10 protein-coding genes and 1 pseudogene are annotated in these 15,157 nt (G+C 64.3%); 5 read left to right on the top strand and 6 right to left on the bottom strand.

Going from position 1 to position 15,157, the window contains the following annotated elements:
• The first annotated feature begins 39 nt into the window (after nt 1–39).
• From ACIA12_RS01680 to ACIA12_RS01660, 5 genes and pseudogenes are all read left to right on the top strand, one after another.
• Complete coding sequence (locus ACIA12_RS01680) at nt 40–2,352, top strand: TerB N-terminal domain-containing protein (protein WP_396364860.1); 2,313 nt, start codon at nt 40–42, stop codon at nt 2,350–2,352.
• A complete protein-coding gene (locus ACIA12_RS01675) occupies nt 2,349–3,698 on the top strand; it encodes an ATP-binding protein (RefSeq protein ID WP_396364859.1) in 1,350 nt (449 codons plus the stop codon). The genes ACIA12_RS01680 and ACIA12_RS01675 overlap by 4 nt, the downstream gene beginning before the upstream one ends.
• Complete coding sequence (locus ACIA12_RS01670) at nt 3,695–6,604, top strand: DEAD/DEAH box helicase (protein WP_396364858.1); 2,910 nt, start codon at nt 3,695–3,697, stop codon at nt 6,602–6,604. The genes ACIA12_RS01675 and ACIA12_RS01670 overlap by 4 nt, the downstream gene beginning before the upstream one ends.
• Before the next feature lie 51 nt (nt 6,605–6,655).
• On the top strand, nt 6,656–6,943 hold the full coding sequence (locus tag ACIA12_RS01665; protein WP_396364857.1) for a hypothetical protein: 288 nt from the start codon (nt 6,656–6,658) through the stop codon (nt 6,941–6,943).
• Nucleotides 6,944–6,975: 32 nt separating this feature from the next.
• Nucleotides 6,976–8,039, top strand: a pseudogene (locus ACIA12_RS01660) (IS110 family transposase).
• A gap of 379 nt (nt 8,040–8,418) precedes the next feature.
• Here ACIA12_RS01660 and ACIA12_RS01655 read toward each other — a convergent pair.
• The 6 genes from ACIA12_RS01655 to ACIA12_RS01630 are packed head-to-tail and all read right to left on the bottom strand — an operon-like array spanning nt 8,419 to nt 15,035.
• Nucleotides 8,419–9,690 carry an MFS transporter gene (locus tag ACIA12_RS01655; RefSeq protein ID WP_396366019.1) on the bottom strand — a complete coding sequence of 424 codons (1,272 nt, stop codon included), beginning with the start codon at nt 9,688–9,690 and terminating at the stop codon, nt 8,419–8,421.
• 5 nt (nt 9,691–9,695) lie between these two features.
• Nucleotides 9,696–11,015: an ATP-grasp domain-containing protein gene (locus ACIA12_RS01650; RefSeq protein ID WP_396364856.1), complete on the bottom strand. Its 1,320-nt coding sequence runs from the start codon at nt 11,013–11,015 to the stop codon at nt 9,696–9,698.
• Nucleotides 11,012–12,118, bottom strand: coding sequence for a phosphotransferase enzyme family protein (locus tag ACIA12_RS01645; protein WP_396364855.1), 1,107 nt, complete (start codon nt 12,116–12,118; stop codon nt 11,012–11,014). Before ACIA12_RS01645 ends, ACIA12_RS01650 begins: the two co-directional genes overlap by 4 nt.
• Nucleotides 12,118–12,864: an SDR family NAD(P)-dependent oxidoreductase gene (locus tag ACIA12_RS01640; protein ID WP_396364854.1), complete on the bottom strand. Its 747-nt coding sequence runs from the start codon at nt 12,862–12,864 to the stop codon at nt 12,118–12,120. Before ACIA12_RS01640 ends, ACIA12_RS01645 begins: the two co-directional genes overlap by 1 nt.
• Entirely contained in the window at nt 12,857–13,993 is a 1,137-nt protein-coding gene (locus tag ACIA12_RS01635) for a peptidogalycan biosysnthesis protein (RefSeq protein WP_396364853.1), read from the bottom strand. The genes ACIA12_RS01640 and ACIA12_RS01635 overlap by 8 nt, the downstream gene beginning before the upstream one ends.
• Nucleotides 13,986–15,035 (bottom strand): 3-dehydroquinate synthase family protein, encoded by a 1,050-nt coding sequence (locus tag ACIA12_RS01630; protein ID WP_396364852.1) that lies wholly within the window; start codon nt 15,033–15,035, stop codon nt 13,986–13,988. Before ACIA12_RS01630 ends, ACIA12_RS01635 begins: the two co-directional genes overlap by 8 nt.
• Nucleotides 15,036–15,157 lie beyond the last annotated feature (122 nt).

Raw genomic sequence — 15,157 nt, 5'->3', positions numbered from 1 at the left:
CTTGGCTAATGACAAGAGGCTGCGTCGATTTCACTACGAGTGACCTTCTGCCCTGCCGGGTGCCTGCGTTCGCGTGTATGGTTCCGGACGCAGCACCCGAGATCCAAGGGGGGACGCAGGGTGGGCTTACTCGACCGTTTGCGGAAGTCGGTTCCGCAGGCACCAATCGGGCAGGGGCAGGCGGGCTCGCTACCGACGTCGCCGCCTGCCGTTCACTGGCTGACGCGGCATGCGCACTGGGTTGGTCCGGGGGCGCAGACAAGTATCGGGCGTGTGCAGTTGCCGGGTGGGATGTTGTACGTCGGCCAGGGGCTGACTGCGCCGGCCGGCATGTTCGAACCGGCTCTTATCAACCCGAGCCTTAAGCTGAATCACAGCCGGCCGGACTTCGCGGGTACCTCGATGGGGTACTGGCCCTCGTACCACGAGATAGCTCCGGAGGCGCGAGCCGCCTACCTGCATTGGCTGGCCACTGGTCGCAACCATCCGAGCGCGTACATCGGCTACGTATTCCTGTACTACTACGGCATCGAACGACGTGTACTCGTGGACATCGCGAACGATCCGACGTTGGCCTGGGAACTGCCGCAGCTACGTGGCGAGGTGCAGCGGCTGCTCTCGATCTACGGTGCCAACGACTCGTTCAATCGCTACGCGACCAGATTCCTCGGTCTGCTCGATGTGCTGACACCCACCGAATCACAGGCCTTGCCGCCACTCACCCGCGAGGACCGGTGGCAGCCGCCGCCATCGCTGCTGGTTCAGCTCGGCACATTTGCGTCCAGCGGCCAGCCGATCCCCGGTGACTGGGCATTGGCCTGGGCCTGGTATCACCCCGACGTCTCGCTGCGAACCGCAGCCACCCGCTGCACGGACGAGTTCGTCACGCTGTTCAAAGCGAGATACGCGGCGAAGTACAAGGCAGGTCTCGTGGTCAGGCCTGGGCAAACGACCGTCGGCCTCGAGTACTACGCCGCGAGCCAGGGCATCCCCTCCGCGACGCTGACCACCAACATTCCCAATGTCTTCGACGACCTCGGCGCCCGCCGGCAACTGGCATCCCTGGCTCACGCGGCAATGGACGATCTCGAGCCGTACAGCCGGTACCTCGGCCGCAACCCGGAAGGTCGCGGCACCGTCGCAGCGGCCGCGCTTTTGCCGCGTGAGCTGTTGGGTCAACCCTCAGGGGAGGTTGGCCGGCTGCGCAGTTGGGCGACCGATCTGGCCGACACCCGCCGGGTTGTCAGCGGCGACGTACTCCTAGCCCGCTGGCCGATCAAGTCGCCCGAACGGATGGCCAAGCAGGAGGCTGTCGCTTTGGCCCAACTCCTGGCCCAGTTCGACCTGGCCATCGAGCCCGACATACGCCTCGGCGGACCGGCGATCACACCTGCAACACCTGTCGTACTGTTCCACGCCACAGACGACCCACCGAACACGGCGACAGCAAGCTATGCGGCCGCCACCACGCTCCTACATCTGGCCACCGCTGTGTCGGCGGCCGACGGGACGATCAGTGAGGCCGAACAGACTCATCTCGTCTCTCACCTGAAATCGTCACTCCAGCTGACGGCAGGCGAGCGCACGCGGCTCGAGGCTCACCTCTTGTGGCTGACCGCCAGCGACATCAAGCTCACCGGTCTCAAGCGGCGGATCGAAGCTCTCAACAGACCGCAACGGGAGGCGCTCGCCGAGCTCCTGGTCAGCGTTGCGGCGGCAGACGGCGTCATCTCACCCGACGAGGTCGCCAGCCTGACGAAGATCTTCCGCCTCCTTTCCTTCGATCCGTCAGAGGTCCACAGTCGCCTCCACGCTCACCTTTCGGGCGGTACCTCCCATCGTCCGGAGCCCGCGACCGGCCCGGTCACGGTTCGCCCTGCCGGCGTACCCGATGCGGGCTATCCGATCCAGGAACCCGAAGCGGTGGAGGCCCGTCACCGGCGCACCTCAGGTTCAGATCAAGGCATCACGCTGGACCTTGCAGCGATCGAAGCCAAGTTCGCGGAGACCGCCGAGGTTTCCGCATTGCTGACCGATATATTCAGCGAAGATCAACCGGAGACCATCACGCCCAAGGCGACGACACCAGTTGACCTCGTACCATCTGACGCCCCGTCAATTGCCGGACTCGACGCCATCCACTCCACAATCCTGCGAAGGCTTGCAAGCCGCGATGCGTGGACTCGGGGCGAGTTCGAGGAAGTCGCAGCCCAGTACGGCGTAATGCCCGACGGCGCGCTCGACACCCTCAACGAAGCAGCGCTGGACGCCACCGACGAGCCATTCGTCGAAGACGACGGCAACGACACACTCACCATCAACGACTTCGCTCGGCAGGAGCTCCTCGCATGACCATCAACACCACGGCCAACACCGAGCGCATCCGCCCACGCGACCGCGACGCCATCATCAACTCGCTGCGCGCGGGCGTCGTACCGAAGATCGGACAGCACCACATCCAGGTGGGCCGCGCAGGCGAACTGACCGCGCTGCTTGCCGACATCGACCGAATCGCCGACGACGGCTCGGCCGCTCGCTTCGTCATCGGAGAGTACGGCTCGGGCAAGACATTCTTTCTGCAGCTCGTACGATCCGTTGCCTTGCAGAAGAAGCTGGTGACCGTTCATGCCGACCTCTCCCCCGACCGGCGCCTGCACGCCACCGGCGGCCAGGCCCGCAGCCTGTACAGCGAGTTGATGCGCAACATGGCCACCCGCGCCAAGCCCGACGGCGGAGCCATGGGCAGCGTGGTCGAGCGCTTTGTCACCAGTGCCCTCAGCGAAGCGAGGGAGACCGGTCGTTCGCCGGAAGCCGTGATCCGCGCCGGCCTCGGCCAGTTGACCGAGTTGACCGGCGGGTATGACTTCGCCGATGTCGTCGCGAAGTACTGGCAAGGGCATGACACCGGCAACGAACAGCTCAAGTCGGACGCGGTCCGCTGGCTGCGCGGAGAGTTCACCACCCGTACCGACGCCCGCGCGGCGCTCGGCGTACGGACGATCATCGACGACGCCAACTTCTACGATCAGCTGAAGCTCCTGGCCCGCTTCGTCCGGCTGGCAGGCTTCGACGGACTGCTCGTCGGCCTCGACGAGATGGTCAACCTGTATAAGCTGGCCAACAGCCAGGCCCGCAACTCCAACTACGAACAGATCCTGCGGATTCTCAATGACGCCCTGCAAGGGTCTGCGGCCGGGATCGGGTTCTTGTTCGGCGGAACACCGGACTTCCTCACCGACAGCCGCCGCGGTCTCTACTCGTACACCGCCCTGCAGTCGCGCCTCAGCGAGAACACCTTCGCGACCAACGGCCGAACCGATCTCACCGGGCCAGTCATCAGGCTGGCTTCGCTCACCCCGGAGGACTTGTACGTCCTGCTCAGCAAGCTGGTCCACGTACACGCCTCCGGCAACAACGAGGCCTACCTCCTTCCGGCCGAAGGCCTGCACGCGTTCATGAACCACTGCTCGTCTAAAATCGGCGACGCCTACTTCCGTACACCACGCAACACCATCCGCAGCTTCCTCGACCTGCTCGCGATCCTCGAACAGAACCCAGATCAGCGATGGGAGCACATCATCGGCTCACTGCCGGTGGCAGCCGAGTCCAACCCTGACCTCGAACCCCTTCCGGACGAGGCCGGGTCCCCTCCGAGCGCGGCACGCGACGACGACGAGCTGACGAACTTCAGGCTGTGACCACAGCCTCCGCAGATCCGGGCAACGCCTTCGATCGACTGCACCCAGGCGTTCAACGATGGATCTACGAGCAACGCTGGGACCGGCTCAGGTCGGTCCAGGCACACTCCGTCGGGCCGATCCTCGACGGCCAGGACGTTGTCATCGCCGCGGCGACCGCGAGCGGCAAGACTGAAGCCGCTTGGCTTCCGATCTGTTCCAGACTCGCGGACCAGGAGATCAAGAAGCAGCCAGGCATCAAGGCGCTCTACCTCGGACCGTTGAAGGCCTTGATCAACGACCAGCACCTACGCCTGGAGCCACTCGGGGAACGCATCGATGTCCCCGTGCATCCATGGCACGGAGACGTCGCCGGCGGTCGCAAACGCACTCTGATGAAGAACCCGGACGGCATCCTGCTCATCACTCCGGAGTCGCTCGAAGCGATGTTCGTCAGGGAAGGACACCGGCTCCCCGCCGTGTTCGCCGGCCTGCAGTACTTCGTAGTCGACGAACTGCACGACTTCATCGGTACCGAACGCGGCGCCCAACTCCAGTCATTGATGCACCGGCTCGAACTCGCCATCCGCCGAAGAGTTCCCCGCATCGGCCTGTCAGCGACGCTGTCCGACCTCGCAGTCGCCGCCGACTTTCTCCGACCGGGGCACGGACAGCTCGCATCCATCATCGACAACCCAGGCGGCGACATCGCCGAGATCAAACTGCAATTGCGTGGCTATGTGAAGACCGATCCCAAGGCCGCAACCGTGGAGGTCAGCCCTGACGACGAAGCGCCGATACACGCCAACGACGCTAGGTCGATCGCTGAACACCTCTACGCGACACTCCGCGGCAAAGACAACCTGGTATTCGCCAACAAGAGATCAGCTGTCGAAGCCTACGTAGACATCCTCCATGGCATGTCCGAAGACCGCTCGGTGCCCAACGAGTTCTTCCCTCACCACGGCAACCTGTCCAAGGAGTACCGCGAAGACGTCGAGCGCCGCCTGCGCGCACTCGATACGCCCACCACTGCCGTCTGCACCTCGACCCTCGAGATGGGGATCGACATCGGCAGTACAGATGCCGTCGCCCAAATCGGCGCTCCCTACAGCGTCGCCGCGCTGCGCCAGCGACTCGGCCGATCCGGCCGACGCGATCAACCCGCAATACTGCGCATCTACGTTTCCGAAGGCGAACTGACTGAGCGGACCCCGCCGGCCGACCAACTCCGCGCGCAGCTGGTCCAGAGCATCGCCATGGTCGAGCTCATGCTGAAAGACCGCTGGTTCGAGCCGCCCAACACAAGCGCCTTACACCTCTCGACCTTGACTCAGCAGATTCTCTCCATGATCGCCCAGCACGGAGGAGCAACAGCCCAGCAGCTCTACACAACCCTGTGCGGCACCGGACCGTTCTCGCGCGTCGACAAGGCAACGTTTGTCGATCTGCTCAGCGACCTCGGCACGAGCGAGCTTCTCACCCAGTCAAGCGACGGGCTGCTGCTGCACGGCGAGCGTGGCGACCAACTCGTCAACCACTACAGCTTCTACACCGCATTCCAGACCGCCGACGAGTACCGCCTCGTCACCCGCGGCCGAACCCTCGGCTCCATCCCTGTCGACTATCCCGTACTGGTCGGAGGCCTGCTGATCTTCGCCGGCCGCCGCTGGCAGGTAGTCGACGTCGACAGCCGATCCCGCATCATCGAACTGACACGCTCCAGCGGTGGCCGCCCTCCGATGTTCTCCGGTGGCGGCGGCGAAGTCGCCGACCTCGTGCGGCAGCGAATGCGCTCCATCTACGAGTCCTCCGACGTACCCGTCTATCTCAACAACGAAGCCCAAGGGCTTCTCGACCAGGCGCGCGCATCCTATCGGCGGCTCGGCCTCGATCAGCACCCGATCGTGGCCTGGGGCAACGACACACTCGTCTTCTGCTGGCGTGGAGATCGAATCCTCAACACCCTCGCCGTCGCCCTGAACAATGCCGGCCTCAGAGTCAGCCTCGACGGCGTCGCCCTGCAGATCAACGACAGCACCGCCGAAGACGCCCTGACGGTACTCCGCAACCTCGCCGCCAAATCCGAGCCGGACCCAGAGATTCTTGCCGCGAGCGTGGGCAACAAGCACAGAGACAAGTACGACGAATACCTCTCCGACCACCTCCTGGCCAAGGCCTACGCTGCCCACAGCCTCGATGTACCGGGAGCTTGGTCGACTCTTCGCGACCTGTCCACCGCCGAGTTCGGGATCGAATCAATCCTGCTCGACGATCATCCGTCGCCCGCTGCCCCGACCTACCCTCGCCTCGGCGAAACTCCGTTCGCCGTGATCGACCTCGAGACCACCGGCTTCGCCGGCCACCTCGACGACCGCGTAATCGAGATCGCCATCGTCCACACCGACCCACATGGCCACATCACCGGCCAATGGAGCACCCTCGTAAACCCCGGCCGCGGCGCCGGCCCAACCCAAATCCACGGACTGCACTCCGACGATCTAGCGAACGCACCTTACTTCGCGGAACTCACTGACTGGCTGACAGGCCTCCTCGCCGCACGCGTAGTCGTAGCGCACAACGCGGCGTACGACCTGACCTTCCTAACCACCGAGTACGAACGCGCCGACGTCGAGCCACCCGACTGGGCAACCCTCTGCACCCTCGAACTAAATCGCCGCCTGGGAGCGACCGACTCACTCGCCTTGGGGTCCTGCTGCGCCGCCCACGGCATCACCCTCAACGCCGGCCACACCGCGCTCGGCGATGCCACCGCCACAGCTCACCTTCTCCAAGCTTGCCTTTCCCACGCATCCAGCCTCGGCATGCTTGACTTCCCATCCCTCGGCTCCGAAAAGCCGCTACCCCTCGCCGACCAACTACCGACACCAGCGACGCCACGGCTACTCCCCCGCAGGATCTATTGACGGGACATCGTCGCTGCAACTCATCCCGGTGGCCACCAACGGACGCAAACCATGTCAGCGGCGCTGAACGGTCGCTCAGCACATGCCCTAGATCAAGGCTCCAATAACCTCAAGATCGGCACTCATGCCAAGCGCCGTCGCCCTCGCGGACAGGAGCATTCCTTCGAGGCGGTGGAGGCGCAGGAGGTCGTCACTCGTCTTACCGTCCGCAGCCTCGTCTTTGAGCCTTCGCAACGTCGTCCCACTGACATGCGGCTGAACGATGACGATCTGGGTCAGGTGGGACGCGTCCCGGAGATCAAGGGCATCGACAAACTCATTGAACCACCCCGGGTTTGATGCACACCTCCTTCGTTGGGAAGGTGGCATCTATGCCGAGCAAGTACGACGAGCAGACCAGGGTCAAGGCGGTCCGTCTGGTGACCGAGCACGTTCAGGATTACGACTCTGAGTGGGCTGCGATCACGGCGGTGGCGGGACGGTTCAATCAGCCCGCCACGGTCGGCGCGCTGCCGGTCACCGTGGCCGGGACTTGTGGCCACGACGTCGCCTATCTGTCTGGACTGGCGATGCGCCGGATCGCCGATCTGTACCCGGGCAACGCCAAGACCGATGCCCGGGACGCGTTCATCATCGCCGACGCCGCCCGGACCCTGCCGCACGTGCATGCTGCGCCGGATCAACGCCGGCGCCGAAGCGCTGGCCGAGCTGGACGTGCTCGTCGGCTACGACGACGATCTGGCCTCCGAAGCCACACGGCTCAGTAACCGCATCCGCGGCCTACTCACCGGGATCCACCCCGCGCTGGAGCGAGTACTAGGCCCAAGGCCGCACACCCGCAGTACTGGAGATCCTCATCGGCTGCGGAGGACCGACCGGAATCCGCTCGGCCAGCCGCCGGAAACTGACCGCGATCGCGACCAAGCACGCACCCAGGATGGGAGCCAAACTGGTCGATGACATCGTCCGCGCGCTCGACGGGCAAACCGTCGTCGTCCCAGGCACCAATGCCGCCGACACCGTCCTACCCAGGCTGGCCGAGAGCCTCAAAACCGTGCTGGCCCAGCGAAAGACCGTCGCAGCCGAGGTCGAGGAGATCCTTGATGCGCACCCTCTTGCCCAGGTCCTGATCGCGATGCCCGGCATCGGCATCAGGACCGCAGCCCGCCTCCTCCTCGAGATCGGCGACGCCTCCGCCTTCAAAACCTCCGGCCACCTCGCCGCCTACGCCGGCATCGCACCCGTCACCCACCACTCCGGCTCCAGCATCCGCGGCGAACACCCCGCCCGCAGCGGCAACCGCAAACTCAAACGCGCAGAGGGAAAGAGCCACAACGCCGCCCTCATCTGCCTGGCCCGACGCCGCTGCGACGTCCTGTTCGCCATGCTCCGCACCAACACCCACTACCAACCACCCACGCTCCGCGCCGCTTGACCAACCCCATAGGGACACCCCCCACCGATGGCTTCCGCGTCAATGTTCCGACGTCGGCCCACTCACCCCATCGTGCGGCTGTCGTGTGGAACTCAGCCGAGACTGTCTCGCCGGACAGCGTCGCGCATGGTGGACAGTGCTTTGGCTCTTCCCGTTGAGCGGCAGATCTGGGGAAAGCGAGCAACTCACCGACCTGGACGATCAAGGACGCTCACCGGGGTGGTAGTTGCTGATGGTCGACGGGACATCAGCGGCCGTCGGTGCGGACCAGATCGGCGTCGGCGCCAGCTGTCAGCGAGTCCCATGCTGGTCGCTCCGGGCGGCAGACCAGCCTATGGCGACAAAGGGCAGGTCAAAGGACGTGCGTACAGACGGCCGCCTACGTGACCACTGCTCTTGTCGGTCTGTCGTGTTCGCGGGCGAGTAGTCGCCTCGTTGTCAGCGCGAGCACGGACACCAGCAGCGCGGCTACGGTGAGGACCACGATGTACGAAGTGTGTAGCCCCGCTCCGATCAACAGGCCTCCGACAACAGGACCGCAGACCTGGGCCGTGTAGCGGAAGAAGGTGAAGGTCGCATTGTATGAGCCGATCCGGTTCGCAGGCGCGATGTCGGCGACCAAAGGCCCCAGGGTGGGAGAGAGCATTGCCTCGCCGATGCCGAATAGCGCATACGTCGTGATGATGAGGGCGCCTGCCGCCGTACGGTCGTTGGACGCTGGGGTCGCGAGTCCAGCAAGCAGCCATGCCACGAACCACAGCAACCCCACGAGCGCGATGACGCTGCTTCTCCGGCGGCCGTGGGTGAGCTTGAGAATGACGAACTGGGACAGGACGATCAGCACGGTGTTCGCCGTGAGAGCGAGCCCCAGGGTCTTCGTCGACAGACCCACGCTCTCGACTGCATAAGCGGGGAGACCCGACTCGAATTGGCCATAGCACACGAAGAATAGGACGAAACCCAGGACACAGATCAGCAACATCCGCCGGTCACGCAGGACGTGTCCCTCCCGCGTGAACTCTTGGACGACGCGAGCAGATGTGTGGGGACTGTCGTCCAGCGCTCTCCGCGCATCGGCAGGTTCCAGCTCGCTTCCAGGCAGCCTGATGGAGACCGTAATGGCGCCGAGAACAAGGAACATAGCCGCCTCGCCCAAGAAGAGCAGTAGAAAGCTGGAGGGACTACTCGGGTCGGCAACGAAGCCACCGACTAGGCCACCCATCCCCATGCCGAGGTTGTTCAGGAAGAACTGGACGGCGAAGGCGCGGGATCGGGTGGCGGTCGTCGTGCAGTGGACGATCAGTGTGGCCAGTGCGGGAGACACGATTGCCATAGAGGCACCCAGCAGGGATGCCGAGATGAACATCGGGATTTCCGCGCTGGACAGCCCTAGTCCGGCGGCCCCAGCGGCCGCTCCCACCGCCCCGCCTACGGCAACAGGTATGGGGCCTTTGCGATCAACTACCCTCCCGGCGAACGGCAGCGCGAAGAGTGCGGCAACGGCTAGCGTGGACATGACCGCTCCCGCGACGGCGGGGCCAAGTCCCCGTACCTCCGAGACATAGATAAAGAGGAAGATTATGGTGAAGCCGTGACCGAAGGCGCTCAGTGAGTTCCCAACCTGTACGCGCAACAGCGCACTGTTCCCCATGTCGATCAAGACGGCTGCTCCGGCCTGCCAGGGGCGCTGTCCGAGATTCGGTATAGCCGGTCCTGCAGTTCCTCGATCCGCAGGTAGTCCTTCTCCACCTGCTGCCATTCGTCTCCGGCCAGATAGGCGCGGAATGGGATGACGGTTTGGTCCACTGTCGGGGTGATAGTGCTGCCTGGCCTGAGCAGCGGCGTGAGGAGCTGGAGGGAAGGCAGGTTCTCGATCTCCTGAACCGTCGCCGGCTCAAGTCCTTCAACGTGACCGGTGCGCGCTGAGTGCGCGCTGAAGAGTATGGCCTCCTGGTGCTTGCGATAGCGGCCGTCGGCGTACGTTGCTATGAAGCGCTCCGGGTCCGCATAGGCCAGCGCGGTGAGTTGGGCTTGGTCGTGGCCGAGGCAGCGTTGATGGAAGTCAACATGGAGGTGACCGTCCATACGGGCACCGATTTCGACGAGTGCAGGGCCTTGGGACGTCATCATTACCTCGGCGTGCCCAGGTCCGTGGGTGATGCCCAGCGCGTCGAGGACGTCACGTGTGTAGGCGTCGAGGCGTGCGACCAGTTCTGTGTCGGGATCGATCAGGACATCACGCCCGTAGATCTTCTTGTTGGGGCCAAGGAAGATCTTGTCCATACGCCACACACCGCAGACGTAGTGGCGGCCGTCACGGCTGACCGTGTCGACGATGTATTCGTCACCCTCCAAGAAGGACTGGGCCAGTACGTGGGTGTTGACTGCGTCGAAGATCGTACTGCTGGACAGGACGTCCTTGGCCGCCTGGGCGACATCGTCATCGTTGTGGCAGATGGAGACGCCGTCAGTGGAGGCTGAGGTCAACGGCTTGACCACGACGGGGTAGTCATCACGCGCTCGGGCCCACGCAACGACCTTGTCGACGGAGTCGGCCAGGACCTGATCGGCGCACCGCAGTCCGGCCTCACGTAGCCGCTCGATCATCAGGTATTTGTTTCTGCGGGCAGCAGAAAGGGCGCTTCCGTTGGTAGGCAGACCAAGCAGTTCGCTGAGCCGGTCGGCCGCAGGGACGCCGGGTTCAATTCCTGGTACCACGGCTATGAGTCGATGCTGCCGTAGTCGAGCGGCGACGTCCTCTTCGTCTGTCCAGGGGACGTTGGCTCGATAGGGGCCAAGGTCCGGCGGTGTGAGCCGCTTCATCCAGGAGGGTGTGCTCTGAACATGCACCACGTCTATGCCGTGTGCGGCGAATGCCGTTGGGAGGTACTTACCCATGGCGTAGCCGTCGACCACCACGGCTACTTGGCGCGACATGTCAACAATGTTCATATCTGTGTGCTCGCTGCTGGTCATGTGGGTAGTTTCCGGGTCGGAGTGACAGGGCGGTGGAGTGCTGGATTCGTCCGCAGGGCCGGCAGGGTCCGTGCGAGTAGTTCGGCTTGAAGAGCACGGAAGTTGACGTCGCGTGGGAAGAGGGGGTCGGCGGTGCTGGACAGGTACCACGTCAGGTGCACGGCTAGGCGTCCCGCAAGGAGAGGGGCAACAGCTTCCTCCTGCTCGGCCGACAGAGTTCGCAGCTCACGGTAGGCGGCGAGCGCTGAAGCAAGGAATTCTCCTTTGTCGCCGTGGGGTTGGTCGCGCAGAAGGTCCGAGATCAGGACGGCGAAATCGTAGGCGGGTTGTCCCCAACCGCATCCCTCGAAGTCGATGAAGGCGAATTCACCTGATGCGACCAGGACGTTCGCGCGCCGTGGGTCGCTGTGTATCAGACTCGCGCGGTGCCCGCTGAGCACCAGAGAGTCCAGGACCGCTCCCGCCGTCGAGCGTGCCCTTCGCAGCAAAGCGCGCTCGACGGGAGTCGCGATCGTGTCGGCGAGGTCAGGGTCGGCTCCCACGACGCGGCCGTCCATCCCTGCCGCATCCCAGCGCGGCCGCGCAGCGCGCAATTGTCGTGAATCGAGTGCAGCGAGAGCCTCGTGCACTCTGGCGAGTTCCCGCCCGAGCCGGTCGGGCGCTGCGCGGAACACTTCGGTCGTGGGGATCTCACCCTCGATCCAGTTACACAGGAGTGCTGTACGGGGCTTGCCGTTCCGTACCGCGCGCGTGGTGTGCACTGTGGTCCCGGTCTGGTCCGGCACGGGGACGGGAGCGGCCACCCCATGGTCGTGCAAGTGCGACAGGATGAGGCTCTCAGCAGCCACCCGGTCCGTTGTTCCGATGCCGGCCCTGTACAGCCTGAGGCTGTACGAGCGACGCTGCCCACGGCGCAGACCGTCCACGCGGAAGGTGACATTGTGCGCGTGAGCCAGACAGGTCAACTCGGGCCCGTCAATGCCAAAGTCGATCGCCAACTCAGCCCCAACCCGGGTAAGTTCATCGATGGTCTCGGCTCCCAGATCACGATCGGTTGCCGGAGATACCGAAGAGCATCCCTGTGTACCCCCACGCCTCCGCATCAGATTTGTGCCAGCCAGCCGCCGTCAGCCACCAGACACTGGCCGGTGACGAACGATGCCTGCTCGGACAAGAGCCATGCCGCTGCCTGGGCGATCTCCGCCGCAGTCCCAAGGCGGGCCAGGGGAACCTTTTGCTCCGCCGCCCGCTCGCGACTGAGCATGACGTCGTCGGGTTCGTTGCGCACACTCATGCCTGGCGAAAGCCCATTCACCCTGATCCCCAGGGGTGCGCCTTCCAACGCGGCGGCCTTTACCAGTCCGATAACCGCATGCTTTGCGGCGACATACGCGCTCATTCCCGCAGCGGCGTCGTGTCCAAGTACGCCGGATGTGCAAACGATTGAGCCACCACCGTTTTCACTCATCCACCGCATCTGGTGCTTAAGGCAAAGCATAACGCTGGTGAGATTCACCTCAACCACACGGTGCCAATCCTGCACCTTGAGGCCGCTGAGCGGGCCACTCACCCCGAGAGTTCCGCCGGCATTGTTCAATGCCGCGTCGAGGCGACCAAAGGTTTCCGTCACCTGGGACACCAAAGCTGCCACGTCACCCTCACGTGTGAGGTCCGCCGGAAAATACCTGCTCGTTGCAGGTAGGTTCGCCATCGCCTTGGCCACCGTCGGATGGTCGGCGGGCTGACGTCCGGTAACCGCGACCAGGAAGCCCAGTCGCGCCATCGACTGGGCTGCCTCGGTTCCTATCGCACTGGTGAATCCTGTGATCAATGCAACCCGGTCAGTCATGGTTGTTCTCCTGTCTAACCGCGCTAACGAGGTGCGGGAATTCTCGGGTCAGTTGTTGATGAACGGCCGCCGCTACTCCGTGCAGGGCGGCGAATTTGTGTGTTTGGGTGCATCCACGCGACCGCTTGACCTCTTCTTGATGGGTCACGTGATCAATAGTGTGGTATCCGTTTGAGTAGGCCCACTTGATGAGTTCGTAGTAGACGGTGCTGAAGTAGAGGGGAAAGTTCTCCGGCACGGTGGGGTGCTTGCCCCAAGTCCGAACGAAGAGGCAGCCTCGCCAATCGAGGAAGGTGATCGATCCGTGCACCGCCCCCTCCGGCGATAGCGCCAGTAAGACCTTCATACCCCGCGGCAACCACTCGAGGTAGCGAAGGTGGCGGTACGCGAGTTCTGCGGTGGCGGTGACACCGTCGTACTTCTCGTTGAGACTCGATTCCAGCGGTGCGATTGTGTGAGCCAGTTCCTCGTTTAGCTCTCGTACCTCGAAGGTATAGCCCGCCGCCGCCACTTTCCTCATATCTGTTCTCACATACCTGCGCCCGCGCTTGTCCAGCCCTTGCACATAGGCTTCGAAGCCCTCGGGCGGCAAGCGAAGTATGGAATGTACGGCGCTGGGAAAGCCGACATACCCGGCGGCATCCAGAGCATCTAGCAACGGAGTATCCGCGCTGTCGACGGCGAGGAACGCGGTGGCGGCAGCGTTGGACTCTCCTGCTTGCTCCGTCAGGCTGCCCAGAAGTGCGTCGAGAACCTCGCGGCGCTCGGCAGGAGACAGGTCGGCGCGGACAGGCACTTTGGATGTGCCCAGATGCCGACCTCCGCACGTCAGAACTGGGAGCAGTGGGTCGTTCGCCCCGACGAGCGACGAACTGGGGGCGTGCTCGGCCAAGAGCACATCAACGCGAAAGAACGGTGAGGATTTCGCATCAAGAGGATGGGTGGTCACTCCCCCGACCAACTCCCCACCGCGCCACACCGTGGGGTACGACGCGGCGGCCCCCTCCCCTTGCTCAATCGCCCTCAGCCACTCGGTGGAGAGGTAGTAGTCGCCGGGTTGCAGCAGGTCGTCCCACCCCGCCTCGGCGAGTTCGGCCGCCGAAGTGAGAACCCTGACACCGTCATTCACGCGTCACACCTTCCAATCGGCGCGGATGGATCATCGAGTCCAGTGCACCCCGCACCTTGGCCGGGGGGACGTCGATCACCAATTCGGGGCCTTCTGGCCCGTCGAGAACGAAACTGAGTCCCCGGCCCGACGCCTTCTTGTCCCGTCCCATGAGCAGGAGCAGTCGATCGGGACTGACGCCGGAAGGGAGATCACAGTCAAGCCCGTAGTGGCTAACGACCTCACGGTGCTCGGCCACCCGGTCTGCGGGAATCCGCCCGAGGAGCCCTGCCAACTCACCGGCAAAGACTGTACCGACAGCTACGGCCTCACCGTGACGCAAGGCGAAATCACTCGCGATCTCCAGGGCGTGCCCCAGAGTGTGGCCGTAGTTCAGCAGATGCCGAGGGCCGGTGTCTCGCTCGTCCTTGGCCACGACGGCAGCTTTGAGGCGGACGCCGGCTGCAATCTGGGCTTCCAACGGCAGCCTTCGGAGGTCCCCTGCCCCGATGAAGTGACACCGTGCGATTTCTCCGTAGCCGCTGAGCAACTCCCGCTTGGGTAGGGAGCGGAGAAAGTCTGTGTCACACAGGACCGCCGCGGGCTGCCAGTAGGCGCCGACCAGATTCTTGCCCTCTGGCAAATTGACCGCAGTCTTGCCCCCCACGCTCGCGTCGACCTGTGCCAAGAGGGACGTGGGTAGATGGACCACAGCCAGGCCGCGGTGGTAGAGGGAGGCAGCAAGACCAACCGTGTCGGACACGCTTCCGCCCCCGCATGACACCACCAAGTCTCCCCGGTGGAGGCCGTGCCGGGCGAATGCCCGGCACAGGTCTTCCACTGTGGAGAGAGTTTTCCAATGCTCGCCTTCCTCTACTTCGATGACTTTCGTTTCCGCGCCGAGCGGAGGCAGCATGGACGGCCGACGCGCGGTGACGATCGCGATCCGACCCGGTGATAGCCGGGCCACCACGTCGGGCAGCATGCGTCGCACCCCGGCACCGATGACGACGTCATAGGACTGAGTCCCCAGCGCGACGGGGACGCGGATGGGGTCGCTCACTCCACCACCGTCGTCCGGTAGAGCAGTCTGAGGTGCTGCCAGTGGTGCCGGTACCAAGACTTGGACTGGGTAGCGTGCGCCACCAAGTCCCCCGGTCTAGCCTTCGAGGCCGGCGCCTGAGG

It is taken from the genome of Kribbella sp. NPDC051620, from assembly GCF_044453825.1.
Lineage (GTDB): Bacteria > Actinomycetota > Actinomycetes > Propionibacteriales > Kribbellaceae > Kribbella.
The sequence above is the reverse complement of the archived record's forward strand: the minus strand, read 5'-3'. Positions and strand labels throughout refer to the sequence as shown.